Raw genomic sequence first — 25,664 nt, 5'->3', positions numbered from 1 at the left:
GGCGTGTAGTGACGGGGGTAGCGATTCATCACCACCTGGTGTGGGGTGGCGTAGTTCTTGTGGTTTGAACTACCCCTACCGGGTGGCGGGGTCTTTGTGGTTGCGGCACAGGGGTTTTGGGCTGGAAGTGACGGTGATGGTCGGCATTAATTCCCACCTCGCGGTGTTATACCTGGCATGGCAGCAGCAAACACGCACAGAACCCACAAGCTGGTCACGCTGCAACACCAGCAATCACCCAAGGAGGCTCAAATGTCCGCGACCACCACCAAGACTCGCCGCAGCGGGCAGGTCGACGCCACCCCCGAGGTGGACAACGCCACCGAGGAGAAGGCCGCGCCCAAGTTGTTCACCGCCACCGGGCGCAGTGGCCAACCGACCACGCGCAAGGCACCCGCCGGTACGAAGTTCGCGGTTGATGTTCAGCGAGACGGCAAGAAGGCGTACCAGGAAGGTGTTGTCGTCAAATTCTTCACCACCGAGGAGGCGGCGCAGAAGTTCGCCGACCGCGTCAACGCGAAGGACGCCACGCTGGGCGACTGGTACGAGACCGCCCACGACGCCGTCGTCGTTGCCGCCGAGGAAGTGCAGTGATGCGCCGCGAGAGCCGGTATGCGCGGCATCGCCGCCGGATGAACGAACAGAACTTCAAGGAGCAGTTGTTGCAGCGCGGGGAGAGCAGCTTCGACGGCTGGGTTGAGGTCGTGGACTTCGACGACGATCCCGAGGAGGAGCAGTGACGACCCCGGAGCCGTTCCCGGACTGTCCGACGCCGCGCGGCGCATGCCCCAACTCGGCGCATCCGTGGCGTTGCCTGCGAACGGTTCCCTGCGCGAATCAAGCACTCGCAATGGATTTGGATGAACTGTATTCCGCTGCAGCGGACCTGCGGGTCGAGTGGTGGACCGAACTCGCCGCGCAAGGCAAGCCTCTGCACCCCCAGTGGTCGTGGGGCGAGGCGTGGTGTCGACGTGCGGAGGCCAACCCGCATGACTGGTTTGCGAGGAATGAATGCGAGAAGGCTCGCCGGATGCCGCCGCCTGACCCGAGATGGGTCAAGCCCCAGGATGACGACGATGAGTGAGAAGGAAGGCCCCCGCACAGGGGGCCTTCCCCACATGGACCGGGCGGTGACCGCTGCCATCGTCGCCAACGCAGGAGTCATGTGTTCGATGCTGTCGTGATTGCGGTGTCGTTGCTGCCGCTCGTTCCTGGGATGGCTGCGCTGGCGAGGCTGGCGCGGGTGGCGAAGCTGCTCCACCTGGGGCGGCACACTGCGCAGCTACGCACCGTCGAGCTGGCGCGCCGATGACGTTGACTAGCACTACCGGGCCGGGGACGGGAGAAGCAAGTCCGTCCCCGGCTCGGCTTCGGCCCCGTCGGGGGGCCTTGCCTCCAGGGTGGCTGGAGGCGGGGCCGTTCCGGGCTGACCTACACGCAGTCCGCTACCGCATGTCGCGAAAAGTCGCGGTTTGCCAGCAATCGCTGATTCAGGCTGGTAGATCGCGGTTCTGTTATGCATCGTGGATGGGTGCACTTCATAGGCCTGGACTTGGCGTGGGGCGAAAACAACACGACCGGAGTAGCTGTACTCGATAGCGAGGGCAGGTTGGTCCACCTCGGTTCAGCGGGCGGCGACCCATCAATTCTCGCGCAACTCGCCAGATGGGTTGACGGACCCTGCCTGGTTGCCATCGACGCACCACTCATCGTCAAGAACGCTGTCGGAAATCGTCCTTGCGAAAAAGAACTCAACAAAGATTTCTACGCCTTTGACGCGGGCGCTCTACCAGCGAATATGGAACGTGAAGAGTTCCGGGGCGTTCCGCGCGGAACCCGTATCGCTGAAGCGCTCGGCTTGGACATCGACCCACACTCGAAGTCCCTGCGGCGCGCTCTAGAGGTCTACCCGCACCCTGCCACGGTCGCCCTGTTTCGACTCGATCGAACCCTGAAATACAAGCACAAAAAGAACCGTAGCTTCGACAGTCTTCAATCCGAGTTGATGCGCCTCATTGAACTTCTCGAGTCACGCGTGAACGCCGATGTAGGCATGCTGCTAGTAGAGAATGCCGAATGGAGCCGTCTCCACCTACAAGTCGAGAACGCCACTACAAAGGCAGAGCTCCGCCGGGCGGAAGACCCCGTTGATGCTGTGGTGTGCGCCTACGTTGCGCTCTACGCCACCGCGCGCCCAGAAGACGTCACCGTCTACGGAGACATCCACACTGGCTACATCCTCACACCTACCAAGCCAGCAGATTTGCAACCGTCACCCCGGTCCACCACCGCGACCGACGCTGCCGGACTGCTCAATTCAATGCGAATCGCCGCCACGAAACTCAAGACCGCTGAAACCGCTCTTCAGCAGTCTGTAGACCGCTTCCGACAGGCTGGAGGGTCTTGGGAGCAGGTCGGGGCAGCGGTCGGGATCGACGCGGAAGTTGCTGAGCAGCGCTTCACTTGAGGCGGACCTCCACGTCGGTCTATCGAGTCAGTCAGGATCGCCCTTCTACTTGGACGGTCATGAGGCCGGCAGCCCTGAGATGGCCAGGATTGCAGCGGGACGCTCCACAGCCAGCGTGAGCCGTTCCTCAGCGATGACGCGGACGAGGTTCCTGATGAAATCGTCCTGCGTCAGCCCGACCTGCAAATTCAGCGCTTCTCGGACATGTACGCGCCCGAACTTCGTGGTGTCTAGCAATGCACCTGCGCCTGCAGCTATCTGGGTGGTCACCAAGACCGGCACACCCCACGCTGTGTTCGTCTCACCGACTGTGGGGTCCGGCTGCGTCAAATAGCGCTGCTGGCCATCTTTCGTCCGGCGAATCGCGGACCACGTCGCCGGGTGCAGAATCAGAAGGTCGGCGGTCGCCTTCGCTGCGCCCACGCGCAACTTCGCGATGCTGACCTCGATAGCGTCCAGCGCTGTTTCACCGTTCGGTGTTGTGCCCGTGCCGCCCACGGTGTGGGTCAAGATGCCTGACGTGTTGAGTAGGCCGGTGAGATGGCCGGTCGTGCCGTTGCCGTTCAGCAGCTCATCGTTCTCTTTGTCGATGACCTGTTGCATCACTTCGTTTTGGACGTAGTCGAACCACGTGCTCCAGTCCTGAATGATTTCCTGACTCACAGCGGCGTGCGCAGCGATTTTCTGGGCCGTGGCCAGTACGCGGTCACCGACCAGGACGAGCTCAGGCTTCACCGCACCCTCGGCAACAATGGTCGGCGCACCGGTAGTGCTGACATGCCGGATGTATTGCACGACGGGTAGCTCGGTCGGAAAGACCGGCAGCCTGGACAACACGCGGTTGTCGTGAACCGGGCCGATTACTTCTGGCCACAATTGGTTTGGAAGCAGGGTGTCGACTGAGGAGAAGGCGCGCGCTTCGACGCGGCGGCTCTGGCGAGACATCGCGGCCCGGTGAAGTTCTTCCAGCTGCTCCTGCTCGAACGCCAGGGGTGCGACCATATTCGCGCGGCGCGCGTTGACAGGTCCGGCACCGTCTAGCGGCGTAGCGGGGGCCTCACCCCGGACGCGTTGCAGCACCGGGTTGTCGTCACCGCGTCTAGCGTCATCGGATTGAACGTCCTCGATGTGTTCATTCAAGCCCGCGAGGTCGGCCTTCACCTCGTCGATCTCGGCGGTGATTGCGTCGACCCGGTCGGCGGCGGCGCGATGGTTCGGCAATTCTCGGTATTCGGCGGCGGAAAAGCCCCGATTGGTCCACTGGTCGCGGATGCGCCGGACTGCTTGCTTCGCCGTGTCGCGTTCGGCTTTCAGGGTGTCAATGCGGCGAAGTTGTTCGGCGCGTTTGGTTTCGAGTTCTGCACGAAGGCTCATGGAAGATAACTTTCGGAGTGGTCGCTGAATACGCCGCCTCGATGGGGGCTGGCGTTTTATGTAGTTGCGCGACCGGGCCGCTCCGGGCCATGTCCTCCGGGGGTCTCCACCAGCCGAAGTTGATCCGCTGCAAAGCAGTCTACGGGCATGCACCGACAAGATGATGAATGCGCTGTCCGTGTGTCTGGTGGAAGCTGTTGCGGATGAATTGGTTTCACGGCCACGGCAATGCCGGCCCCTACCCCTGAGGGTGGCCCGCCGCCGTTACCAGGGCTCGACACAAGCTGTTTCTCTCGGGGCGGCGGGCCACTACGAGTGTGAGGCGTCGCCGTCGTCATGGCGGTACGCCAGCGCCTGCGTGTCCTGTATCCGTGCCTCATCGCTGAGCACGTCTAGCTCGGCTTGCCGCACCGCCACTGGCACACCAGGGCTGGCCTGACGCCACGTCGGCAGCCCCGTGCTGTCGCCAGGTGGACGTTGGAACTGCGCCTCCAACTCTGCGGTCCGCAATGCTTGCAATGCATTGAGCAGCATCTCGTCAGCGCGGCGATGAATGGGTGTTCTATCCACCATTTCTCCTTCGATGTTCCCGGCCACACAGTCGGCGGCAGGGTTGGCACTTCTGCAGTCGGGTTGGGTGTTGCCACCGGCACATTCGGCCTGTGTCCGCTTGTACGGCCACCTGCGGCGCGGCAGCCACCACCACACCACCCGCCACCGGTTCACGCGCGCCCGCGCCGCCAGGACGGCCCGTAGCAACGGAAGCGGCTGCGGCAACCCGCAGCCGACCTCGCCCGTCCCTGACGACGAGCGCGTGGCTGGCAACCCGCAGCCGACCTCGCCCGTCCCTGACGACGAGCGCGTGGCTGTGTTCACACCCTCGGCCACACCTGGCGGGAAGCGCTTCAACCGCCTCGCCCCTCGACTGGAAGATGGTGATTAGCGGTGTGTTGAGCACCCTGCGACAGATGAGACCCGCCTTGCCTCGGCGGTTCACGGGTCGCCGCGCAGACGGCGCAACTGTTCCTCGACGGCGGCGACCCGCGCCTCGCAGACCGGGCACAGCCCTCCCGGCACCGCCGCCTTCTCCCCGCACCGCGAACATCTTGGATTGCGCGGACATCCGTGGAGGTGTCGCTGGTCCGCGTGTACACCGCAATACCGACAAGCACGCCGCGACCGCTTCACCCGTCCGCCTGCCCGTCTGCGCCAGCCAGTTCATCGAGCGCCCCGACTAGCAAATCGAGGCCCCGCACCGCTATGCCGCAACGGCCCATAAAAGCGGTCCAGCGCTGAAACTCATCGTCGGCGTCTCGTTTGAGACAGTCGCGCCCATCTGCCCTCGCCTGGTCTAGAAGCGCCAGCGCTCGGTCATGCGCGTGGTCGCGTTCTCCGATTAGACGGACCCGCAGTGCGGCCAATTCCAAAACCAACTCGGTCATTTCGATTCTTCCTTCTGTCGGTCAAGTTCACGACGACACCAGCAGCACCAGCGGTCACCGGGCCAACGGGGGAACCGCCCGCATCGGCGACATGTCGCACGCGCACACGACGGCGCGTGGCCCATCGACTTGACGTGCCATCCACACGTACACCGACCACGACCACGGGGCGGAACAAACCCGCTCATCGGACTGTTCCTGGTGACGTCCCCCACCAACTGGCCGCTCTGCGTAGGCGGGCCGTGCAAGGAACCACGGTTTCTGTTCGGACCGTGCGGAGTTCGCGACAGCGAACTTCGTACGGCGCAATTCTTTTTAGGAACGCAAGGGTGGGCTGAGAATCGCGGCAGGTACATGTTGGGTGCGACGGCGTCAGCTCGTCGCGGGGAGACATGGGTAATGGGAGATGGGTTAATGGGTAACCCATACAGCGCCAGCGGATTACCACGCCAGTTCCTACGCGGATTCCGCGCTCAGTTCCGCATAGGAATTGCGCGCGGATCATGACTCGCCGTCCTTCGACCTTTTCCAACGATCCCGCAGCTTGCGCACTGCATCGGGAGTGTTGCAGTCGCGAATCCATGCGTAGCGGTAGCCGCCAGGAACACGTTCCCAAAGACCAACTGTACAAAGAGTTTTTGCCATCTTTCGACCCACTGACGGCTTCTCGCCGTCGGGCCACGTCCCGACCCAAAAATCGGGAACGAACCACACTTCGGGCAATTCGCGGTTCCGTACCTCGCCCATGCACCATGAACCAGCAGCGACATACATCGCGAATGCGCCGCCTGCGGCAACGACTCGGGGGTCACGCCACTCCTCGTCACCGATGTTCCAATAGGTCATCAGCTGCCGCCGTGTCGGTCGACGGTGGTGTCGGTGGTCGCCGGTACTGTGATAGCAGCGCGGCCAAAAAGGAACACAGACGGTTGCATTCGCCGTGTCACCGCCGTCCCACGTCCGGGGCGGCGGTTTCGTTTGTAGGTCACGCGGCACCGTCCGGCTCGTTGGCGACGGCTTCTAGCCGGTCGGCCTCCTCACGAAGTCGCTGCGCCTTCCTGCGGTTACGGGCCTTCAGCGACCGCGCGCTGAGCTGCGCGTACCAGCGTCGCCGTTCGGCTTCGACCTGTTTCCATTGCTCGCCGTCCAGCCTGTCTAGGTCGACATCTGGGCCGAATATGGTGCGAGCGTGGAAGAGCATCCCGGTTGGTCCAGCTGCCCATGTGCGGGCTAGACGGTCCGCACGGTCTGATGTTCGCGCCCAGGACGCGAAGCCGCCCTGCCGTCCGTAGGCGCGCTGCAGGTTTTCTTGGTCGTTGTCTCGCAATTCCCTGTCCTCGTTCGGGAGAACGCCAAGCGGGCAACGCTTATCGGAAGCGTTACCGTGCCGTGCGGTCTTCCGTCCCGAGGACTCCCACGCTGCGGGGCCGGGTCGGCCGTGGCCGTATGGGTGATGGCACCCGAACTGGCTGCGGTTCTCTTTGCCTACATAGGAAACCACGGGTCACGCGGTTGTGCCATGATTTTGTTCGGTGTGTTGCGTTGTGCTGCAACACTATTGCGTAGCGCTCTACTTATTAGAGGTCGCCCAGGTTCAAGCGCCGGGCTTCGTCAGCCGCCCGCTCCGCCGCCGTCGCCGCAACGTACCGGTCGAGCATTTCCCGGCGTCGCCATCCCGCTGTCGCCATGAGACCGCCCTCCGAGCCCCCGCTGTCCAGCCACCTTGACGCGAAGGTGTGCCGCAATTTGTGCAGGTGGAAATGGCGCAAACCAGCCGTTTCAGCGCGGCGAAGAATCGCGTCACGAAGGCCGTGATACGAAATCGTTCCTCGCGAATTGTCACCCAGCCACAGCGTCGAAGTGTTGGCCAATCGGTGTTGCCGCCGGACGCGTAAATACCGGTCTACCGCTGCAGCGGTCTGCGGCCCGACTGACACCATGCGCCCGTGGTGATTCTTGGCATGCCGGATCAAGACGAGCCCCTTCACCAAGTCCACATCGTCAACGGTCAGACCCAGCAGCTCGCCGGACCGCATGCCGGTCTCTGCCAGCAGACGCACCGCGGCCTCATCTCGGCGGTCCCGAAAAGTTCGGCCAGCGCATGCCTTTAACAGGGCACGCAGTTCATCCTCGGTCAGCGACTGGACAACTGCCACATCCACCTTTGGCGGTTTTAGACCCAGCAGCGGGTCCTCCGCCTGCTCCCCCTCTTCGGTGAGCCACCGGCTGAACTGCCGGAGGGCCTGCAGCCGAAGACCGGCAGTACTGGGTGCCTTACCCGCCTCCATCAAGTCAGCTATAAAACGCTTCACCAGCGTTCTATCCACCGCCAGCGGCTCAGCATTGGTCGCGCACCAACGGAAATACAAGCGCACCGCGGTCGTGTATTGCTCAATTGTTGCGTTCGCCTTTCTTTCGGCGCGGAGAGTCAATTCCCAACTAGGCACCAGAACTGAATGGTCTATTGGAGGTATGCGCGAAGATATGCGGCTAATGGCGGCCATGCCACAATGTTACCTGCAAGCCATGTACCCAAATGTGCTGACGCGCAGCGGGTTTGAATCTCCTGGTAAACCGCCATTTAAGCTGCTAACGTCCGCTTTACGTTTTAGTTCATTTCGTTCAGAAGGGTGTGCGCGACGATGCGACGGATCCGGGCGGCCTGGCCGCGCTCGCTGGCCGGCCAGGCGATCGCGCTGCAGATCCTGGTGATCGCGCTGATCGTCGCTGCGGGCAGCGTCCTCGCGCTGATCGACGCCCGGCAGGACGGCGACGCCGCGGCCCGCGACCAGGTCGTCGGGATCGCCACCTCGCTGGCCGATGCACCGTCGACCGCAGCGGCCATCGAGTCGGGTCGCGCCACCGAGATCCTGCAACCGATGACCGAGCTGGTGCGCACCCATACCGACATCGCGTTCATCACGATCATGGCGCCCGACCGCACGCGGTTCACCCACACCGATCCGTCCCAGATCGGCGGCTCCTACATCGGCACCATCGAGCCCGCGCTGCGCGGTGAGACGTTCACCGAGACCTACACCGGCACGCTCGGCCCGTCGGTCCGCGCCGTGGCGCCGGTGCGCGATGCGTCGGGCCGGATCGTCGGCCTGGTGGCGGCAGGCATCCTTCAGAAGAGCCTGGCCGAGCGGTGGCGGTCGCAGTGGCCGGTGATCGCGGCGGTGGGCGTCGGCGCGCTGGCGGTGTCGCTGGTCGGGGTCTGGGGGATCCGGCGCCGCCTGCTGCGCCAGACCCGCGGTCTGCGGCCCGATGAGCTGCGGGTGATGTACGACCACCACGACGCGATCCTGCACTCGGTGTCCGAGGGCCTCATCGTGCTGGACCGCGACGGCGTGGCAGTGGTCAACGACGAGGCGCGCCGGCTGCTGTCGCTGCCGGCGGGCGATGTCCGCCGTGACGATCTCCCGGAGTTCCTGCAGTCCTTCGCGCCCGGTGCCCGCGACGAGGTCCATGTCACCGATGACCGTGTGCTCGTGGTCAACCGGTCGTCTGTGCCCTCGGCAGGTCGTTCGTCGGAGGTGGTGACGATCCGCGACCGCACCGAATTGCAGGGTGCCCTGGGCGAATTGAACTCTTTGAAGGTCCTGACCGATTCGCTGCGCGCGCAGGCCCATGAGGCGGCCAACACGCTGCACACGATCGTGACGATGGTGGAGATGGGTCGCTCCGACGACGCGGTCCGATTCGCGACTGCTGAGTTGGAGCTGTCCCAACATCTCGTCGATCGCCTGTCGAGCGCGGTGGCAGAACCGGCGCTGGTGGCGCTGCTGCTGGGGAAGACCGCCCAGGCCGACGAGCGCGGAATCGAGCTGACGATCACCGAGGACACCCATCTGCCGGCCGGCGACGGTCATCTGCTCAGCGGTTCGGAGATGGTGACGGTGCTCGGCAACCTGATCGACAACGCGATGGACGCCTGCGACAAATCCGATCCGTGGGTGGAGGTCACGGTCAATCAGAGTGACGACCGGCTGCTGATCCGAGTGGCCGACAGCGGAGAAGGCATGGATGCCAAGACCTTTGACAAGGCGATGCAGCGCGGCTACTCGACCAAGACGGGCAGCGACGCCGAGCAGCACGGTCTCGGGCTGGCGCTGGTGGCACAGGTGGTCAAGCGCCACGGTGGTTCGCTGTGCGCCGACGTGACGTACGGGTCGGTGGTCACGGTCGAGGTCAGCGCGCCATGATCCGGGTGCTCATCGTGGAGGACGAACCGTTGATCGCCGAGGCGCATCATGCGTATCTCGGCCGCCTGCAGGACTTTTCGGTGGCAGCGGTGGCGCACACGGCCCGTGACGCGATGCGGGCCGCATCGGAGGCGGCAGCCGATGGCACCCCGATCGACCTCGTGCTGCTGGACATCGGACTCCCCGACGCGAACGGCATCGCACTGGCGTCAGCGCTGTCGGGGCTGCGGCCCGCCCCCGACATCATCACGATCACCTCGGAACGCGACTTGGAGATGGTGCGCGCGGCGGTCGGCCACGGCGCTCTGGCCTACCTGCTCAAACCGTTCACGTTCGCCGCGTTCCGCGACCGGCTCGAGCGGTATGCCCGGTACCGCCAGGCCCTGCCGGCCGGCACCGACGCCGCCAGCCAGGCCGAGGTCGACCGCGCGCTGGCCGAACTGCGGATCGGACCCGACCGGACGGCCGCACCGAAGGGCATCGCGCCCGGCACCAACGACGAGATCGCCCGTGCCGTCCGCGATTCCGGCGACGCAGGTGTCACCGCGGACACCGTCGCCAAGCAGATCGGCGTGTCCCGGGTGACGGCGTGGCGCTACCTCGAGCGGCTCGCCGAGGAGGGCACGGTGCGCCGCGAAACCGACTACGGCAAAGCGGGCCGCCCGAAAACCCGGTATCAGTGGCGCTGAGGCGCCCTAGACGGCGACAGGCTGACGGGTGCGCGGCGCGGTGAGAGCGAACGGCTCCGTCGCGAGGAACTGCGAGTAGAGCATGCCGACCGTCGACTCGACTGCGTGCACGGCCAGTCCTCCGGCGTAGTCCGCCAGGAACAGTTCGCCACCGTCGGCGCTGTGCGCCACGCACGACGGCCGCGCCGGCGCCGACAGCGAGTCGGCGATCTCGAGTTGCATCGTGCACACGACGTGCACGCGGTCGTAGTCGACGACGTAGACGCGCGCCTCATCGCGACTCAGTGACAGCTGGGTGGGGGCTCCACCGACGGTGACCGTGGCAGTGATGCGGGCGGTCGCCAGGTCGATGACATGGACGGCGCCGCCGACTTCGCGATCGGAGGTCAGCGCATAGACCGTGTCGCCCGCGCAGGCCAGATCGCGCAGCGGCGAGCCGACCGGCACGACACGCCGCACCCGTGCGGTTTCGGCGTCGACGATGACCAGCTGGCTTCCCCAATCGTCGGTCACGGCGACCATCAGACGCCTACCGCGCGGATCGAGTGCCAGCGCATCGACGTTGGCTGCCGGGCCCCGCCCGATGTCGATGGTGCCGGCACGCTCCGCGGTCACGTCGATGACCGTCACCTCGACGCGGTCGCCGCCTGCTCGACCGGCGTAGAGCCGCTTGCCGTCGGGCCCGACGGCAAGCGCGGTGATTCCGGAAGAGACCGGGAACGTCGCCGTGACAGCGGCGGTCTCCACGTCGATGACGACGACGGTGTCCTGCTGGGCGGAGGTGACGCTGAGGTAGGCGCGGTCGTCGCTGACCACGACCCCGGTGGGCTCACCACCGAGGGACACGACGGCACGCTGCTCGAGCGTGTGGGGATCGAGCAGAGTGACGGTGTCGTCGGCAGGATTCGCGACGGCGACGACGTGCGGTCCGGCGGCGATGTCGCCGATGGGTCCGCGGCCCACGGTCATGCGCCGCACGTCATCGGCGGCACCGTTCACAACTGCCCCATCGGGCCCATCGATCTCTCCGGCCGCAGCAGTGTGCATTCGTGTCGATTTCCACAGGGGCATCGCAAATCTCTCCGTAGGTAGGTCACCTCCCCCGGGACAATGTCTCCCGGGTCCGATGAGGTCCGTCGGCAGCCCTTCCGGGCGCGGTCTCGATCGAGTCTAGTGACGGAAAACGGAGGTCAGAGGTGCCAAAGGTCACTTGAGGGGAGCGGTGCGGATCGGATTTCTCAACGTCCACTTAGACTTCTCTTCGTTACCAGATCGTTATCTTGGGGCGACGACGAGCAAACATGCGGTGAACAGCGCGAAACCATTGGTCCGCACCGGCTGTTACCGCCTGTGACGAAATCGTTCCGCTCAGGTTTCTTAGAGTCCGGGGAACGAAGTGAGTGTCAGATCACACTCATGCGAGGCCGACGCCGCGCAAGATCGGAACGTCCGCGCGGGGAATCAGTTGCTCGGGGTCGCACAACTGCAGCACCCGGGTGACCGCTGGGCTCCCGACCACACACCATCGGACGTCCTCGCGGGAAAAATATGCACTGATGGCGTACAGCGCTGAGGCCCCGTCGAAAGCCATGAACGACACGGCGGTCAGATCGACGACCACCGCGCGAGAAGCGCCCGCCGCCTCGCGGATCGCGTGCGCGAACCGCTTGGCATTGGCGGCGTCGACCTCGCCGGAGACGGCGACGGTCGCCTCCTTCGCCCGGCCACGACCGCGCGTCCGAGTCGCAACAGACAGATCTGTCGAAGCCACGAAAAAGCTCCGACAGTCTGATGACCTGCTCCGAATGGACGTGACGGTCATGACACGGACATCACTGCTTCATGATTACGACTGCTCGGCGGCCTTCTGGCGGGCCTCGTTGGCCTTGGCTTCGCCACGCGCCTTCTCGGCCTCGGCCTCTTTCTGGGCCACCTCCCGTTGGGCGTCGGCCTTGTCCTGCTGGGCCTCACCCTCTTGCTTCAGATCATCGCGACCGGTCACGATGCCGGCGACCTCTTTGGCTTTGCCTTTGACGCCTTCGACGACGCCCTTGACGGCTTCTTCAGGACCGGAATTGTTGTCACCCACGGGAGCGCTCCCTCTGCAGTGTCGTGCCCGGACGGATCATTTCCGCTCCGGGGAGCGGCCGGGCCGCTCAGCGAAGCGTCTGTTCCCTGGCCCCTGGGATACGAAACATCTAACCAGCGAAGTCGCTCAGCGCGACGTCCAATGACGAGAACAGTTCGATGTAATCGGCCAGGCCCATGATCGTCAACGGGCGGCTCGTCGCGGGACCGTCGGCGACCACCGCGAACCGGGTGCCCTCGTCGAGTTGCTTACGCGTGGTCATCAGGACTTCCATGCCCGCCGTGCCGAGGAAGTCCACCTCGGTCAGGTCGAGGATCAGACCCGCGGGACGGCGATCGGCCGCCGCACTCATCACGTCCTGGAGCTGGGGGGCGGACAGCATGTCGACAGCACCGGACGCCGCGATCACGACGACGCCGTCGACCTGGTGTTCGCTGAATTGCTGCACGCGCGATGCCTCTTCTCTCTTCGCCTTGCAGGGGGCGATGATGTCACGAGGCTGCAGTCTGAACCTGCTCGACGCGGTGTCGGGTTCCGACAACCGGGTACAGGCTAGCCGAGTGCGGGAACCGGCGCGTGGACCGGTTGGGCCGACCGGCCCGCACACCTTCCGGCGACGACTACCGTAGAGCAGGCCTGACGTTGCCACATGCGCCGGGCACAGACTGCACTGGGAGGTGCTCCGTTCGCACGCGCACACAACTGGCTGAGGAGGTCGAGCTCGGCCTCGCCGGCTCGTTGCACCCCAGGCGCGCGGCGATGCGGCTCCTCACGCTGCTCAAACCCGAGCTCGCCGATTGGGCCATGCTGGCGCTGCCGGACGCCCGCAGCGGCGGGCTCGTCCTGCAGGGCGGCGAATCGGTGGGGTTCACCGCGACGATCTCGCAGGCCGTGATCGCGGGCAGCCGCCTGGACAGGGTGCTGCGCACCGGGAACACCGACGCGACCACCGATCTCGGCGATTCCTCGGTTGCCGAACTGCTGCCCCACCCCGCTCTCCGGGCGGAGGTCGCGAGGCTGGGCGTCAGGCATCTTCTGGCCGTCGGCCTCAACGCGCGCGGCGCCACCCTGGGGGCGCTGCTGCTCGCCCGTCGTGGATCGTTCGACGCCGATGACATCGCCTTCGCAGGCCATCTCGCCGCACGAGCCACGATCGCGCTCGACTCTGCCCGGCTCTACGAGGAACGCACGCACATCGCGGCCGTGCTCAGCAGCGCCCTACGGCCGCCGTCGCTGCCGGACGTCGATCATCTGCACCTGGCGGCGCGCTATCGTCCGGCCGCCGAGCACATCGACATCGGCGGCGACTTCTACGACGTGCTCGGCGCGGACCGGGACTGGCTGATCGCGCTCGGCGACGCCAGCGGTAAGGGCGTCGAGGCAGCGGCACTGACCGGGCGTACCCGGCAGAGCATCCGCACCGCCGCCTACTTCGATCGCCGTCCCGCGACGCTGCTGCGCGCGTTGAACAGCGTGCTGTACGAGACGCGGCCCGAGCAGTTCGTCACGATGCTCTGCGCCGGAGTGCACATCGCCGAGTCGGGGTCACACGTCGACGTGGAGTTGGCCACCGCCGGCCACCAGGCACCGTTGGTGGTGCGCCGCGACGGCCACGTGGAGCAGCTCGAGGTGTTCGGCACCGCCTGCGGGATGATCCCCGACGTCGAGTACCGCACGATCGAGCTGCGCCTGGAGCGCGGCGACACGATGTTGATGTTCACCGACGGCGTCGACGAGGCGCACGGCGCGCAGGGCATGTTCGGCGTGGATCGGTTGGCCGGTCTGCTGCCCGCGTACGCGGGCACCTCCCCCGACGTGTTGTGCGAGGCGGTCGAACAGCAGGTCGTCGAATACGTCGACGGACGCCCCCACGACGACATCGCACTGCTGGCGGTGACGTGTCCGGGCTGAGCGGGCCGGAGCGGATGCGGGCGTATCGCGAGGCGGTGGCCACGCGTGATGCCGCGACGGTGCAGTCGATGATCCACCGCATGCTCGTCGACGGGCTGGACCCGGTGACGGTGTTGACCGACGTGATCGCAGCTGTGCAGCGCGACAACGGGGAGCGCTGGCAGCGCGGGGAGTGGACCATCGCCGAGGAGCACGCGGCGACGGCGATGGCGGTGGCCGCGACCAAGGCAGTGGGCCGTCACGTGCGTGCGGTGGCGCCGACGCGCGGCCGGGTGCTGGTCGCGTGTGCCGAGCGGGAATGGCACGCGCTGCCCGCGATGATCATCGACTGCACTCTGCGCAGCGCCGGGTGGGACAGCATCCTGATGGGTGCGGCCACGTCGCCCGTGCGGCTGAACCAGTATCTGCAGGACCACGGACCGGAGGCGGTGGCCGTCAGCTGTTCGGTGCTGGGTTCCCTTCCGGCGACGCGGCGGTTCATCGAGGCCAGTACGGCTGCAGGAGTGCCCATCGTGGTGGGCGGTCCGGCGTTCGGTATCGACGACGTGCGCGCCAAAGCGCTCGGCGCGACGGCGTGGGCGGCCGATGCGCACGGGGCGCTGGCCGCGGTCGCGAACCTGCCGCCAGTGGTTCCCCCGGTCTCGCCGCTGCCGCCGCAGGCGGCAGCCGAGCAGGCGGACCTCGAGCACGACCACCGCTCGATCGTGGACGGTCTCGCCGCGTCCTGGACCGTGACGGCGAGCGGTCGCCTGGACGCCGCCGACAAGGCGATGGCCACCGATGCGCTCAATCAGCTCTTGCATGCAGTCTCGGCCGTGCTGCTCACCGGCGACAGCCGACCGATCCCCGAGACGGTGGCCTGGATCGCCGACGTGGTCACCACGCGCGGATTCGCGGCCACCGTCGTCGACGAACTGGCGGTCGCGACGTCGGCCGCCCTGGGCGGCTATCCGTTGTCGCGCGCCGTCTTCGACACTCACGTCGCCGACGGCAGTTGAGCCGCAAGAGTCTGTGCGCGCATTCTTTTTTCGGCAACGGTGAACCATCCGGTCGCGGCCACCGTGTCACAGGTTGACACGCCACAGCGACATCACAGGGAGTTCCCACCATGGCCAAGACAAAGACATTCATCATCGCCGCCCTCATCGCCACGGGGGCGATTCCGGTGATGGCCGCCACGGCCCAGGCGGCCCCGAGCTCGAGCGGCGGCTCCGGCGGCAACGCCGTGGCAACCATCAACCAGCTCAAAGCCTCCGGCGCCGAGGTCCGGATCAACCGTGTCGGCAGCGCTCCACTCGACGAATGCGAGGTGACCAACGTGAACACCTTCTCGCGGCCGGCGCAGATCATCCCGATCGACGATGACGACATCACCGTGTTCACCAGATTCCCGAAGCCCAAGGTGACGGTCACGCTGAACTGCTCGTGACGGGGTTGGGTGAATCATCTTGTCGCCGTGCGGTGTCCGATTCGTGACCGGATCCAAAGCCGGCGCCCAGGTGAGGCACATAGCTCACCCATTCCGCGGCCCTAGCGTCGTCGCTCGTATGGCAACCGCCATGCGTGACACGACGAACGGACGACGTATGACACTCCCCCGCATTCTGGGCGCCACGGCGATCGCCGGCGCCATCACCCTCACCGGGCTCACCTCCGGGGTCGCGGGCACCGCCGCCGCCCAACCAGGCGGCCCCTGCGGCGCCCCTGGTGCGCCCGCATGCCAACCGGCACCGCAGCCGAATGGCGACTGGCAGCATCGCGGGATCGACCAGGCTCGGCGGGACCACCAACCGTTCCAGTACAACGGTCAGCAGGTCCATCCGCTGCCCGCCGGCAATGGCGACGGCTGGGGATTCTGGTTCCTGGGCCGCTGGATTCGACTCTGACGTCGCAGCGCGCGGGCGGTGCTCCGGGAGACCGGACCGCACCGCTCGCGCGCGCCTCCCGCGAAACCCTCGACCCTGACTTTAGCCTTGGGGGCCGTGACCACCTTGCTGGAACCGTCGCTGGCGGACCTGGATTTCGAGCCCGACATCCTCTGCACCTGCCGGCGCTTCTGCGGCCCGCTGGCGCATCCGGCGCAGTGGTGGGTCACGCTGTCGTGCGGATGCCCCTACCCCATGTGCCGACGCGCTCTTCGAATTGCCAACGTGCGGTTGAACGTTCGACCTCTGACCTGCCGGATGTGCGAGACGGAGCAGATCGCGATCCGGTCGGTCGCACCGATCTGAGATCAGTCGCGGGAGGCCTGCAGGGAAGAGGGCTCTGCGGGCAGCTGCGGGGCGGGCCGCAGAACGGCCGGGCGCATGCGCTCAGGCAGGGCACGCAGCACCAATCCCACGGCAGCGACACCGGCGACCGCTATTCCGACGCTGACCGTGGCCGGCAGGGCGGGACGCAGGTTGTCGATCACCATGAAGATGCCGAACACCCCGAACAGCGCCGCGGCGACCACCTGGATGAGCCGTTCTGGTAGATGCTTGCCGGCGACCGCTCCGACCAGGATGGCCAGTGCGTCGGCGGCGACCATGCCGATCGTGGAGCCGATCCACACGCCGAGCCAGTTGTTGTCGGCGGCCAGCGTGATCGTGGCGAGCATGGTCTTGTCGCCCAGCTCGGCCAGCATGAAAGCCGAGGTGACCACGAAGAAAGCGGGGGCGGTGGCGCGCTGGGCCCGTGACGCCTCCTGGTCGGTGAGCGAGTCGCCACGCAGCGTCCAGACACCGAAGACCACGAACATCGCACCCGCGATGAGGCCGAGCAGGTGCGTGGGGAGTGCGGCGCCGAGGTAGTGCCCGATGGCGACGGACAGGACGTGCACGGCCGTGGTGGCTGCGAGGATGGCGGACAGCACGACCCACCACCGGTATCGCAGGGCGAACATCATCGCCATCAGCTGGCTCTTGTCACCGAGTTCAGCCACGAAGATCACGGCGAAACTCAGCAGCAGGGCGGCGATCACCGACAACTCCTCTACTCGTGACTGCCGGCCAGATGGGAACACCCTCCGGCCGGCAATCGACATACGATGCACGACCGAAGGTCTCGCCCACCGGATCACAGGTCCGGTTCAGATGACCGGGCTGATACGCAGGCGATCAGCCAGTATGTCGACCATCCGATTGGGGGCTACTCCCCTTCACTTCGGGTAAGGCTACCCTCCGCCTCGATGGCATGCAACTTCTCGGTGTCGAAAAAGACTGGCGCACAATAAGTTTGAACACTCGACCACGATTGTTCGGGAACCCGTATCCAGAAGTGACGCCACTAGCATTCCGCGTCTCGTACGAGCACCGCCCGGGTGAACAGCAGATGAAAACCCAAGCGCTGCACGTTCTTCTGCGATAGCGATCCCGGCGCCGTCGTCACCACCGCGATGTCACATCCGGCGTCCGACGCGATGTGGAGACGGTGGGCCAGCAGGGCGGCCTGGACTCCCCGCCGCCGGTACCCAGGTGCGGTCGCCGCGCCCGTCAGCTGCGCCACGCCGTCCGCGGTCCGCATGCTCGCTGCACCCGCCACAGCGCCGTCGAGTCCTGCAAGGTAGCGGATGGCGCCCGCCTGGTGCATGTCGTTCGCCGCGTCGACGATGACGTCGCGGGGGAATTCCTCGTGGCTGGGCACACCATCGCCGTCCGGGTGGGCGAATCCGTCGACGAGCACGTCGAGCCACGCCACGCTCTCCCCGGCGCCGGCCGGCCACACCTCCGGGTGGCCGACGTACTGGACCGTGAGCGGCAGGGCGCACCCGAGCACGTTCTCGAACCCGACGAGCCGATAGCCGCGGTCACTCAGGAGCGGCCCGACCCCGGGATCGGCGAGGGTGCACAGTTCCACCGCGACGGCCGCCCCGTGGCCCGCGAAGGTCTGTTCGATCGCGTCGAGCACGCCGGCATCGGGCACGCCGTCGAAGCCCAGGCCCACCACCTTGTTCATCGGCGAGTCCGCGTCGGCGTAGCAGGCGAGGCCGCCGACGACGGGCATGACGATCCCGGGCGCACCACGACGGGCGGCCGCCCGGGTCGCCGCCCCGATGAGATCGGCCTCGGCATGTTCGATGCGCTGCGCAAGGGCGGTCCCACAGAACATGGGCCCACACTATGGCGTCAGGGTGCCGGTGTTTGGACGCCGGGCGAACGGAGAATCCTCACCGTCGTGACCGACCACAGCACACCCGAGGACGCGAGCGAAGCCACCGACGAACAGCGCGACCTGCAGGACAAGCTCGACCATCAGGACGACGACGCGGATGCACCTGCCGGGTGGCAGACCCGAGACCAGATCCCCGACGAGAACTGAGCTGCCGGCCTAGTCGGCGGAGTCGTCGAGGTCGTCCCTGACCTCCTCGTCTATCGGCCCGCGTTCGGGCACCATCCGGTCCCGCAGACTGTCGTAGATCGGTGCGGAACCGGTGAGCTGCGCCGCGATCACCGCCGCTGCAGTGGCCGCCAGCATCGGCACGGTGACCGACGTGGTGGCCGTCATCTCGATGACAATCACCATCCCCGTGACCGGTGCGCGCACTGTCGCGGAGAAGAAGGCGGCCATCCCGACGATCGCCATCGGGATGATCAGCGGAGTCAGATCGTGGGGCCACACCGCGCCGGCGATGGCGACGAACCCCATGCCCCACAACGCCCCGATGGCGAGCAGCGGCGCGAAGAGCCCTCCAGGCAACGCGGCCGAATAGCTCAGCGGCCCGGCGATGAATCGCACCGCCAGGTAGCCGACGATGACGGCCGGCACCAGGTTGTGGCCGCTGAGGATGAGCTGGGTGATGGTCTGCCCGTCGCCGACCGACAGTGGCAGCACCACGGCAGCCAACCCGATTAATGCACCGATGATGGGGGCTTTCACCGTGTTGGGGATGCGCGCCAGCGCCGCGACGTGGTCGAGGAACCACAGCACGACCACGTTGTAGGCGGCCCCGAGGAGTCCGGTGAGCACGCCGAAGAGAAGGAACAGCGGTAGCCAACCCAGGGCCGGAGCGGCCACCGGCTCCACGGCGAAATCGGGATGATTGCCCAGGATCAGGCGGGTACATCCGACCGCGGTCGCCGACGCCAGGGTGGTGGCCAGCACCAGCTGCATCCGGAAGGACTTGCTGACCTCTTCCACGGCGAACAGCACGCCGGCGATCGGCGCGTTGAACGCCACGGCCAGACCCGCGCCGCCGACCGCGGTCTGCATCAGGCGCACGTCGGCGTCACCCAGCCGTGCCTGCCTGGCTGCTTGTGCGCCCACCGCGGCGCCCATGTGAACGGTCGGCCCTTCCCGCCCGAGTACCAGGCCCGATCCGAGGGCCAGCGCCCCACCGACGAACTTCGCGACGAGCAGCCCGATCAGCGGCGGGCGCGCATGGCCGTGGTACACGGCTTCGACGTGCTGGATGCCGCTGCCCGCGGCCAGGGGCTGGCGGCGCACGATCAACGCAGCCAGCCACGCTCCGAGCGCTGCCGCGGCGATCGGGATCAGCCAACCCGGACCGGGCAGATGGTGCGCCCACGCAATCAGGTCGAGGCGGAGCCCTTCAGCATGTTGCAGACACCAGCGGAAGGCGCCGCCGACCAGACCGATGACGATGCCGGCGAGCGTGGCGGTGGCCGCGAGGACAAGGAATCCCCGCGTGGTCACCGGCGGCTACTCGACTCTGCTACTCGACGACGAAGACCGGGATCCGGCGGTCGGTCTTGGTCTGGTATTCGGCGTAGGGCGGGTACGCGTCGACCGCCAGCGACCACCAGTGCTCCCGCTCCTCGCCGGAGAGTTCACGCGCGGTCATCTCGCGGATCTCGGTGCCGTCCTGCACCGTCACAGCCGGGTTCGCCTTGACGTTGTGGTACCACGACGGGTGTGCGGGGTCGCCGCCTTTGGACGCGACCATCGCGTACTTGCCGTTCTCCTCGACCCGCATCAGCGGCACGTAGCGCTTCTGACCGGACTTCGCGCCCGTCGTCGTGAACAGCACCACGGGCCGGTCCATGATCTGGACACCCTCGGTGGTGCCCTGCTCGAGAATTTGTTTGGTCTGGTCGCGGACCCAGTCGGTGGGGCTCAGCTCCGGTTGCTCAGTCATGCCACCAGTCAACACCACCGAGGTGGCGATATTCCGGTGACTGGCCAGATGTCACAGCACCTTCGACAGGAAATCCTGCAGCCGTGGGTGTTTGGGATGGTCGAACACCTGAGCGGGGGTGTCGTCCTCGACGATGTTGCCGTCGGCCATGAAGATCACCCGCGAGGCGACCTCGCGCGCGAAGCCCATCTCGTGGGTCACGACGACCATGGTCATCCCCTCGGCGGCCAGCGTGCGCAGCACCTCGAGCACGTCGCCGACCATCTCGGGGTCGAGCGCGCTGGTGGCTTCGTCGAACAGCATGATCGACGGGTTCATCGCCAGCGCGCGGGCGATCGCCACGCGCTGCTTCTGACCGCCCGACAGCGTCGCCGGTTTCACATGCGCCTTCTCGGCCAGGCCCACCTGTCCGAGCAGTTCCATCGCGCGCTTCTCGGCGGCCGCCTTGTCCATCTTCTTGGTCAACAGCGGGGCCAGCGTGACGTTGTCAATCACCGTCATATGCGGGAACAGGTTGAAGTGCTGGAACACCATGCCGATGCGCTGGCGCACCTTGTCGAGGTCGATCTTCTTGTCGGTCAGGTCGAACTCATCGATGACGACCGTGCCGTCGGTGATGTCCTCGAGCTTGTTCAGGCACCGCAGGAACGTCGACTTGCCCGAGCCGGACGGCCCGATCACGCAGACGACCTCGCCCTCCTTGACGGTGGTGGTGATGCCGTCGAGCACCACCAGGTCACCGAACGACTTCTTCAGGTTGTCGATGCGGATCTTCACCGCACCCTTGGATTCGGTCGCGCTGTCCGGTGCGAGCTGGTTCATTTGACGATGCCCCTATCTGACAAGTCGGCGTTCCAGTCGGTCCGACAGTTTGGTGAGCGCCATGATGACGATGAAGTAGATGACGCCGATGATCAGCCACATGTTGAACGACTGGTAGTTGCCGGCGATGATGATCCGGCCCGTCTGGGTGAGTTCGGCGATGCCGATCACCGACAGGATCGAGGTGTCCTTCAGCGTGATGACGAATTGATTGATGTAGGACGGGATCATGGTGCGGATGGCCTGCGGCAGGATCACTTTGCGCATGGTCGGCAGGTAGCCGATACCCAGACTGCGCGCCGCCTCCATCTGCCCCTTGTCCACGGATTGGATACCGCCGCGCACGATCTCGGTCATGTAGGCGCCCGCGTTCAGCGACAGCGTGATGATGCCCGCCGTGAGCGCCGACATCTGGAAGCCCAACGCCGACGGGATGCCGAAGTAGATGAAGAACGCCTGCACCAGCAGCGGTGTGCCGCGGAAGATGTCGACGAACGTGGTGCCGATGGCGCGCAGCCAGATGGCCCGCGACACCCGGAACAACCCGAAGATCACACCGAGGATCAGCGCGAAGAAGATGGAGACGACCGTCAGGACGATTGTCATCTTGAGACCCTCGAGCAGCAGCGGGAAGGTGCTCTTGATCAACCCGAAGATCGAATTGTCCGCTGTGCTGGCCTCTTCGCCCAGGTAGGCACTGACGATCTTGTCGTACTCGCCGGATGCCTTGAGATTCTTCAGCCCCTCGTTGAACTTCGCGAGCAGCTCGGCGTTCTGGCCCTTGTTGACCGCGAAGCCGTACCCCGTCGGGTCCTCCTTCGGGGTGACGGTCTTGAAGCCGTTGCCCTGCGCGATGCCGTAGAGCAGCACGGGGTAGTCCTCGAACACCGCGTCCGAGTTGCCCGTCCGCACCTCGTCGAACATCGAGGACGAGTCGGCGAAGGAGACCACCTCGAAGCCGTACTTGTCTTTGATCGAGTTGGCGAAATCCGAGCCCTGGGTGCCGTTCTTGACCGCGACCCGCTTCCCGCGTAGGTCGTCATAGGACTTGATGTCGTTGTTGGACTTCAGTACCGCCATCTGGATGCCGGACTCGAAGTACGGGTCCGAGAAGTCGAACACCTGCTTGCGTTCGTCCGTGATCGACATACCCGCGATGACGCCGTCGACCTGATTGGCCTGCACCGCCTGCAGCGCAGCGTCGAAACCGAGAGGTTTGATGTCGACGGTGAACCCTTGGTCTTTGGCGATCGCCCGGATCAGGTCCATGTCGATACCGACGAAATTGCCCTGCTTGTCCTGGAATTCGAACGGCGCGAAGGTGGTGTCGGTGGCGATGGTGTACGTCTGACCCTGCGCCCCGGCCTCTGGGAGGGTCTGCGGAACCGTCAGTGCCGAGCCGATGCCGAGCACGAGCAAGAGCGCGGTCACATAGACGAAGCGGCCGCGGATCCGGGGCAACCATCCCGTCGTCCTCGCAGCGTCGAATCCCGACGAACCGGCGTGCATGCTGGTCCCTCCCTTTCGATCATGACACGGGAAAGACTCAAACTAGCCTGATTGACCGCACACTGCCCGTTTTTGGGGGCCCCGTTTTTGGGGGCCCGACTTCGGGGCGGACGATCACATATCGGACACGGGCAGCAACTGATGCTCAGCCGCAAGCATCGGCACGGTGATCGCGACGTGATGCGGCTAGCGGCTGCGGGCGCTCTCGCGGCGGTTGGCCTTCTTGATCGCCGAAACCAGTTCGTCTTTTTTCATCGTCGAACGGCGGGGGATGTCGAGTTTGCGCGCCACCTCGACCAGGTGTTTCTTGGACGCGTTCGCATCGACGCCTTCGGCGCTGCGGCCCTTGGGTTTCGGGCCGCCGCTGCGGGCGCGGGAATCGGACGGACCCTTCTTGTCCTTCTTCTCCCAGTGGTCGCCCACCTTCTCGAACTTGTGTTTCAGTGCGCTGTAGGCGACGCGGTGCGCACGTTCTCCGTCGCCGTATTCCTCGGCGGCGGCGTCGTGTGCCTTGGCGAAGGTGCGCTGGGCTTTCTTACCCGACTTCTTCAGCGTGCTCGGCAACTCGCTCTTCTTCGGCTTGCCGTTCTTCTTGGTCATGGGCATGTGGTCGACCTACCCGCTGAGTGGCCGGCTGAATCAGGCGGTCGGCGGTTCAGGCTTTCTCACCGAGGAACCGCACGAGCACGCTGGCCATGTCCGCGGTCGCGGTCCGCGGGATCACCTCGTAGCCGTGCGTGCTCAGCGTCGGCACGCACAACAGACCGGCCCGGGGCGAGAGGCCCGAGGCCTTGGCGTGCGAGGCGTCCGACTCGAAGGCGCCGAGGACCGCGGCTTGCGGCGAGAGCCCGAGTTCGGTGGCGATCTCGATCAGGCGATCAGCGACGTCCTTGTCGTAGACGCAGCGGGTGTCGCTGTAGGCGATGATCGGACCGCCGGTGACCGTCGTGTCGTATTCGGCCTCCGTCGGCCCCACCTCCAGCGCCACCGTGAGATCACCGGGCAGCGTGCGGCACGCGTACGACGCCCCCACCCCGCCGATCTCCTCGTTGGTGGTGAACACGAAATACACGTCGTTGGCGGGCCGTTGCGACTGTTCCCGCAGCACCTGCGCAGTGTGCAGCAGCGCGGTCACCGAGGCTCGGTCGTCCATGAAGTAGGAGCCCAGGTACGCTCCGACGTCGACCAACGTGCGCTTGCTGCGTTCGATGCACACCCGGGTGCCGGGATGCACGCCCGCGGCGGTCAGTTCCTGCCGGGTGCAGCCGGTGAAGACGTAGACATGCAGCCAATCCATGGACTCGCCGCCTTTGTCCGGTTTGGTCTGCCAGATCCGCAGGCTCTCCTTCGTGGTGTGCTCGGAACCCAGCGACAGCACGCCGGTCAGGGTCGTCCGATCGCCGAGGATCGCGACCGGCCCGAGCCCGAAGTTGGCCGGATACATCACCCCGGCAGGCGTCACGTGCAGGATGCCGTCGTCGTCGACCCGTTTGACGATCATGGACAGCTCGTCCATGTGCGCGAGGATTCTGGTGGCGCGCTCATCGTCGTACGAACCCGCGCGGGCGGTGTCCGTGTCGCTGCCGCGCACGAGTCCGACGAGGTTGCCTGCCTTGTCGACCCAGCTTTCGTCGACGTGTGGCTCGAGTTCCCGGCGGCAGATCTCGCGGACCGCGTCTTCCTGCCCGCCCGGGCCGTAGGCCCACAGGAGCTCCTGCAACAGGTCTCGGTGCAACGTCTCTTTCACCTCACCCATCGCTGCGGTGCCTCCCGCCGCGCCCGTCGACGCGCGCCACCACAGACCCCATTCGGCGCGGTTCGGAATCGGTGTCGACCGTGGGTTCGATGCCCTCCTGGAACAGGATGATGATGTCCGACCCGCCGAACTGGAAGTAGCCGAACTCCTCCCCCTTGACCACCTGGGTTCCCACCACGGTGCTCAGCGTCACCGACGCGACATTCGACATCCCCACGGGAACGACGCCGACCAGGCCCAGGTCGCCGTGCCCGGATCGAGAGGTGTCCAGTATCAGCACGCCGCGGGTCTGGAAGAACTCGTAGCCGCTGCTGGTGCTGTCGCGGGCCTGCAGAGCGTGATCTTCGAGGTCCACCTGCATGTACACCTGACCTTGGATCACGAAGGATTCCTCGACGGTGCCGGACACCGGGACGTGATAGCGGTGGTATGCCGAGGGCGGCAGCATGTAGTGCACGAAGGTGCCGTTGGCGAACGCGTTCGCGTAGCGGCTGCCGTCCAGCAGCTGGGCGATGTTCCCGTATCGGTGAGTGCCCTTGATCGTGGTCGCGGGGATTTCCGAGTCGGCGCTGATGTCGTAGGCGTGCTGGAACGAGCAGTCGGCCGGCGAAGTGACGACGCGGTTCTCACCGGGCGCGGCGATCGGGCGCAGCCCGGGGTTGAGCTCGCGGGCGAAGAACTGGTTGAAAGTACGCCAGCCGCTGGGCATGTTCGGCCGACCGTTGATCAACGATTCCTCGATCGTGTACTCCGGCGCGTCCTGCAGAAAGGACTGCAGGATCTCGTCGTCGAAGGATTCCGGGGTGTCGAGGAAGTTTCCCCACGTCCGTGCAAATGTGGTGAGCCAAGAGCGAAATACGCTGGAGCGCTCCGCGATTGCTTGATCATCGCCGTCGCCGACCTTCTGGTCGACCAGCCAGAAGAAGTGGGCCAGCCTGTCGCTGACCTCTTTGGCGTAGCGCTGGTGGGGCGCGGTGGTCTTCCACGCCGGCGCATCGGTTTGCCGGGGAATCCATCGGATGAAGCCGGACAGATAGTCGTCGTACTCGCCCAGCGTCGTCGGCCAGTCCAATGCCTGGTAGAGGTCGCCGTTCAGGGATTCCTGCGCACGCAGCGACGCCTGCTGCAGAGACTTCTCCAGGAGTTCTCGCAGGCCGTGCTCGCGGTCGAGGATGTCGTGCAATTGCTTGATGATGGTGTCCGGTTCGGCACCGCTTTCTCCGCTCACCTGATTGGCTTTTCCCGCCGCCGGTTCACGGCAAACACGACTACCTGTGAATCACCTGGACGTCCAATCGCATGCGCATGCGCATGCATTCGGTCC

29 protein-coding genes are annotated in these 25,664 nt (G+C 65.8%); 12 read left to right on the top strand and 17 right to left on the bottom strand.

The genetic code is table 11. From position 1 onward, the window contains the following. The first annotated feature begins 252 nt into the window (after positions 1-252). The 4 genes from MHN84_RS17325 to MHN84_RS17310 all read left to right on the top strand — a co-directional run bounded on the left by MHN84_RS17325 (position 253) and on the right by MHN84_RS17310 (position 2,467). Positions 253-594, top strand: coding sequence for a hypothetical protein (locus MHN84_RS17325; protein ID WP_241205741.1), 342 nt, complete (start codon positions 253-255; stop codon positions 592-594). Further along, entirely contained in the window at positions 594-740 is a 147-nt protein-coding gene (locus MHN84_RS17320) for a hypothetical protein (protein WP_241205740.1), read from the top strand. Before MHN84_RS17325 ends, MHN84_RS17320 begins: the two co-directional genes overlap by 1 nt. Before the next feature lie 425 nt (positions 741-1,165). Beyond that, positions 1,166-1,312 (top strand): hypothetical protein, encoded by a 147-nt coding sequence (locus MHN84_RS17315; protein ID WP_241205739.1) that lies wholly within the window; start codon positions 1,166-1,168, stop codon positions 1,310-1,312. Between the two features lie 219 nt (positions 1,313-1,531). Beyond that, on the top strand, positions 1,532-2,467 hold the full coding sequence (locus tag MHN84_RS17310) for a DUF429 domain-containing protein (RefSeq protein ID WP_308192957.1): 936 nt from the start codon (positions 1,532-1,534) through the stop codon (positions 2,465-2,467). Positions 2,468-2,524: 57 nt separating this feature from the next. On the opposite strand, the gene MHN84_RS17305 is transcribed toward MHN84_RS17310, so the two are convergent. The 4 genes from MHN84_RS17305 to MHN84_RS17290 all read right to left on the bottom strand — a co-directional run bounded on the left by MHN84_RS17305 (position 2,525) and on the right by MHN84_RS17290 (position 7,787). Then, on the bottom strand, positions 2,525-3,841 hold the full coding sequence (locus tag MHN84_RS17305; RefSeq protein WP_241205738.1) for a phage major capsid protein: 1,317 nt from the start codon (positions 3,839-3,841) through the stop codon (positions 2,525-2,527). A 309-nt stretch (positions 3,842-4,150) separates the two neighbouring features. Further along, a complete protein-coding gene (locus tag MHN84_RS17300; RefSeq protein WP_241205737.1) occupies positions 4,151-4,717 on the bottom strand; it encodes a hypothetical protein in 567 nt (188 codons plus the stop codon). 1,067 nt (positions 4,718-5,784) lie between these two features. Further along, positions 5,785-6,129 carry a hypothetical protein gene (locus MHN84_RS17295; protein ID WP_241205736.1) on the bottom strand — a complete coding sequence of 115 codons (345 nt, stop codon included), beginning with the start codon at positions 6,127-6,129 and terminating at the stop codon, positions 5,785-5,787. 731 nt (positions 6,130-6,860) lie between these two features. Next, on the bottom strand, positions 6,861-7,787 hold the full coding sequence (locus tag MHN84_RS17290) for a tyrosine-type recombinase/integrase (protein ID WP_241205735.1): 927 nt from the start codon (positions 7,785-7,787) through the stop codon (positions 6,861-6,863). A 138-nt stretch (positions 7,788-7,925) separates the two neighbouring features. Here MHN84_RS17290 and MHN84_RS17285 point away from each other — a divergent pair, with 138 nt between their 5' ends. Together MHN84_RS17285 and MHN84_RS17280 are read left to right on the top strand one after the other, a co-directional pair. Then, entirely contained in the window at positions 7,926-9,488 is a 1,563-nt protein-coding gene (locus MHN84_RS17285) for an ATP-binding protein (RefSeq protein WP_241205734.1), read from the top strand. Continuing rightward, on the top strand, positions 9,485-10,177 hold the full coding sequence (locus tag MHN84_RS17280) for a response regulator (RefSeq protein ID WP_241205733.1): 693 nt from the start codon (positions 9,485-9,487) through the stop codon (positions 10,175-10,177). The genes MHN84_RS17285 and MHN84_RS17280 overlap by 4 nt, the downstream gene beginning before the upstream one ends. A gap of 6 nt (positions 10,178-10,183) precedes the next feature. Here the strand turns inward: MHN84_RS17280 and MHN84_RS17275 are convergent, their stop codons facing one another. The 4 genes from MHN84_RS17275 to MHN84_RS17260 all read right to left on the bottom strand — a co-directional run bounded on the left by MHN84_RS17275 (position 10,184) and on the right by MHN84_RS17260 (position 12,714). Then, positions 10,184-11,146, bottom strand: coding sequence for a hypothetical protein (locus MHN84_RS17275; protein ID WP_241205732.1), 963 nt, complete (start codon positions 11,144-11,146; stop codon positions 10,184-10,186). A gap of 445 nt (positions 11,147-11,591) precedes the next feature. Then, positions 11,592-11,948, bottom strand: coding sequence for an STAS domain-containing protein (locus tag MHN84_RS17270; RefSeq protein WP_241205731.1), 357 nt, complete (start codon positions 11,946-11,948; stop codon positions 11,592-11,594). A 75-nt stretch (positions 11,949-12,023) separates the two neighbouring features. Then, positions 12,024-12,266 (bottom strand): CsbD family protein, encoded by a 243-nt coding sequence (locus tag MHN84_RS17265; RefSeq protein ID WP_241205730.1) that lies wholly within the window; start codon positions 12,264-12,266, stop codon positions 12,024-12,026. Positions 12,267-12,375: 109 nt separating this feature from the next. Beyond that, a complete protein-coding gene (locus tag MHN84_RS17260; RefSeq protein WP_241205729.1) occupies positions 12,376-12,714 on the bottom strand; it encodes an STAS domain-containing protein in 339 nt (112 codons plus the stop codon). A 311-nt stretch (positions 12,715-13,025) separates the two neighbouring features. Here MHN84_RS17260 and MHN84_RS17255 point away from each other — a divergent pair, with 311 nt between their 5' ends. The 5 genes from MHN84_RS17255 to MHN84_RS17235 all read left to right on the top strand — a co-directional run bounded on the left by MHN84_RS17255 (position 13,026) and on the right by MHN84_RS17235 (position 16,408). Further along, a complete protein-coding gene (locus tag MHN84_RS17255) occupies positions 13,026-14,177 on the top strand; it encodes a PP2C family protein-serine/threonine phosphatase (protein ID WP_241205728.1) in 1,152 nt (383 codons plus the stop codon). Then, a complete protein-coding gene (locus MHN84_RS17250) occupies positions 14,165-15,175 on the top strand; it encodes a B12-binding domain-containing protein (protein WP_241205727.1) in 1,011 nt (336 codons plus the stop codon). Before MHN84_RS17255 ends, MHN84_RS17250 begins: the two co-directional genes overlap by 13 nt. A gap of 110 nt (positions 15,176-15,285) precedes the next feature. Continuing rightward, positions 15,286-15,606: a hypothetical protein gene (locus MHN84_RS17245; protein WP_374238379.1), complete on the top strand. Its 321-nt coding sequence runs from the start codon at positions 15,286-15,288 to the stop codon at positions 15,604-15,606. Between the two features lie 157 nt (positions 15,607-15,763). Next, on the top strand, positions 15,764-16,063 hold the full coding sequence (locus MHN84_RS17240; RefSeq protein ID WP_241205726.1) for a hypothetical protein: 300 nt from the start codon (positions 15,764-15,766) through the stop codon (positions 16,061-16,063). 96 nt (positions 16,064-16,159) lie between these two features. Then, positions 16,160-16,408: a hypothetical protein gene (locus MHN84_RS17235; protein WP_241205725.1), complete on the top strand. Its 249-nt coding sequence runs from the start codon at positions 16,160-16,162 to the stop codon at positions 16,406-16,408. A 2-nt stretch (positions 16,409-16,410) separates the two neighbouring features. On the opposite strand, the gene MHN84_RS17230 is transcribed toward MHN84_RS17235, so the two are convergent. After that, positions 16,411-17,139 (bottom strand): TMEM165/GDT1 family protein, encoded by a 729-nt coding sequence (locus MHN84_RS17230; RefSeq protein ID WP_241205724.1) that lies wholly within the window; start codon positions 17,137-17,139, stop codon positions 16,411-16,413. A gap of 305 nt (positions 17,140-17,444) precedes the next feature. Then, a complete protein-coding gene (locus MHN84_RS17225) occupies positions 17,445-18,266 on the bottom strand; it encodes a GNAT family N-acetyltransferase (protein WP_241205723.1) in 822 nt (273 codons plus the stop codon). A gap of 66 nt (positions 18,267-18,332) precedes the next feature. Between MHN84_RS17225 and MHN84_RS17220 the strand changes: the two genes are divergently transcribed. After that, complete coding sequence (locus MHN84_RS17220; RefSeq protein WP_241205722.1) at positions 18,333-18,476, top strand: hypothetical protein; 144 nt, start codon at positions 18,333-18,335, stop codon at positions 18,474-18,476. 9 nt (positions 18,477-18,485) lie between these two features. On the opposite strand, the gene MHN84_RS17215 is transcribed toward MHN84_RS17220, so the two are convergent. The 7 genes from MHN84_RS17215 to MHN84_RS17185 all read right to left on the bottom strand — a co-directional run bounded on the left by MHN84_RS17215 (position 18,486) and on the right by MHN84_RS17185 (position 25,568). After that, positions 18,486-19,811: a ClC family H(+)/Cl(-) exchange transporter gene (locus MHN84_RS17215; RefSeq protein ID WP_241205721.1), complete on the bottom strand. Its 1,326-nt coding sequence runs from the start codon at positions 19,809-19,811 to the stop codon at positions 18,486-18,488. A 19-nt stretch (positions 19,812-19,830) separates the two neighbouring features. Then, positions 19,831-20,253 (bottom strand): nitroreductase family deazaflavin-dependent oxidoreductase, encoded by a 423-nt coding sequence (locus tag MHN84_RS17210; protein ID WP_241205720.1) that lies wholly within the window; start codon positions 20,251-20,253, stop codon positions 19,831-19,833. A gap of 51 nt (positions 20,254-20,304) precedes the next feature. After that, positions 20,305-21,075, bottom strand: coding sequence for an amino acid ABC transporter ATP-binding protein (locus MHN84_RS17205; protein WP_241205719.1), 771 nt, complete (start codon positions 21,073-21,075; stop codon positions 20,305-20,307). Positions 21,076-21,087: 12 nt separating this feature from the next. Then, the gene (locus MHN84_RS17200; protein ID WP_241205718.1) at positions 21,088-22,584 is read right to left on the bottom strand and encodes an amino acid ABC transporter substrate-binding protein/permease; all 1,497 of its coding nucleotides are present in this window, start codon (positions 22,582-22,584) and stop codon (positions 21,088-21,090) included. Positions 22,585-22,770: 186 nt separating this feature from the next. Continuing rightward, on the bottom strand, positions 22,771-23,190 hold the full coding sequence (locus MHN84_RS17195; protein WP_241205717.1) for a ChaB family protein: 420 nt from the start codon (positions 23,188-23,190) through the stop codon (positions 22,771-22,773). Positions 23,191-23,239: 49 nt separating this feature from the next. After that, a complete protein-coding gene (locus MHN84_RS17190) occupies positions 23,240-24,340 on the bottom strand; it encodes a M42 family metallopeptidase (RefSeq protein WP_241205716.1) in 1,101 nt (366 codons plus the stop codon). Then, a complete protein-coding gene (locus tag MHN84_RS17185; RefSeq protein ID WP_241205715.1) occupies positions 24,333-25,568 on the bottom strand; it encodes a phosphatidylserine decarboxylase in 1,236 nt (411 codons plus the stop codon). Before MHN84_RS17185 ends, MHN84_RS17190 begins: the two co-directional genes overlap by 8 nt. Between the last annotated feature and the right edge of the window lie 96 nt (positions 25,569-25,664).

Origin of the sequence: Mycobacterium sp. PSTR-4-N (assembly GCF_022348085.1) — a bacterium.
Taxonomy (GTDB): domain Bacteria; phylum Actinomycetota; class Actinomycetes; order Mycobacteriales; family Mycobacteriaceae; genus Mycobacterium.
Note: the sequence above shows the minus strand (reverse complement) of the source record. Positions and strands in the feature narration are given on the sequence as shown.

Excerpts from the sequence above, each read along its gene's own strand:
- MHN84_RS17325 (WP_241205741.1), top strand. The coding sequence starts at position 253 with ATGTCCGCGACCACCACCAAGACTCGCCGCAGCGGGCAGGTCGACGCC.
- MHN84_RS17320 (WP_241205740.1), top strand. The coding sequence starts at position 594 with ATGCGCCGCGAGAGCCGGTATGCGCGGCATCGCCGCCGGATGAACGAA.
- MHN84_RS17305 (WP_241205738.1), bottom strand. The coding sequence starts at position 3,841 with ATGAGCCTTCGTGCAGAACTCGAAACCAAACGCGCCGAACAACTTCGC.
- MHN84_RS17295 (WP_241205736.1), bottom strand. The coding sequence starts at position 6,129 with ATGACCTATTGGAACATCGGTGACGAGGAGTGGCGTGACCCCCGAGTC.
- MHN84_RS17290 (WP_241205735.1), bottom strand. The coding sequence starts at position 7,787 with ATGGCCGCCATTAGCCGCATATCTTCGCGCATACCTCCAATAGACCAT.
- MHN84_RS17285 (WP_241205734.1), top strand. The coding sequence starts at position 7,926 with ATGCGACGGATCCGGGCGGCCTGGCCGCGCTCGCTGGCCGGCCAGGCG.
- MHN84_RS17280 (WP_241205733.1), top strand. The coding sequence starts at position 9,485 with ATGATCCGGGTGCTCATCGTGGAGGACGAACCGTTGATCGCCGAGGCG.
- MHN84_RS17275 (WP_241205732.1), bottom strand. The coding sequence starts at position 11,146 with ATGACCGTGGGCCGCGGACCCATCGGCGACATCGCCGCCGGACCGCAC.
- MHN84_RS17255 (WP_241205728.1), top strand. The coding sequence starts at position 13,026 with ATGCGGCTCCTCACGCTGCTCAAACCCGAGCTCGCCGATTGGGCCATG.
- MHN84_RS17245 (WP_374238379.1), top strand. The coding sequence starts at position 15,286 with ATGGCCAAGACAAAGACATTCATCATCGCCGCCCTCATCGCCACGGGG.
- MHN84_RS17240 (WP_241205726.1), top strand. The coding sequence starts at position 15,764 with ATGACACTCCCCCGCATTCTGGGCGCCACGGCGATCGCCGGCGCCATC.
- MHN84_RS17225 (WP_241205723.1), bottom strand. The coding sequence starts at position 18,266 with ATGTTCTGTGGGACCGCCCTTGCGCAGCGCATCGAACATGCCGAGGCC.
- MHN84_RS17210 (WP_241205720.1), bottom strand. The coding sequence starts at position 20,253 with ATGACTGAGCAACCGGAGCTGAGCCCCACCGACTGGGTCCGCGACCAG.
- MHN84_RS17205 (WP_241205719.1), bottom strand. The coding sequence starts at position 21,075 with ATGAACCAGCTCGCACCGGACAGCGCGACCGAATCCAAGGGTGCGGTG.
- MHN84_RS17200 (WP_241205718.1), bottom strand. The coding sequence starts at position 22,584 with ATGCACGCCGGTTCGTCGGGATTCGACGCTGCGAGGACGACGGGATGG.
- MHN84_RS17195 (WP_241205717.1), bottom strand. The coding sequence starts at position 23,190 with ATGCCCATGACCAAGAAGAACGGCAAGCCGAAGAAGAGCGAGTTGCCG.
- MHN84_RS17190 (WP_241205716.1), bottom strand. The coding sequence starts at position 24,340 with ATGGGTGAGGTGAAAGAGACGTTGCACCGAGACCTGTTGCAGGAGCTC.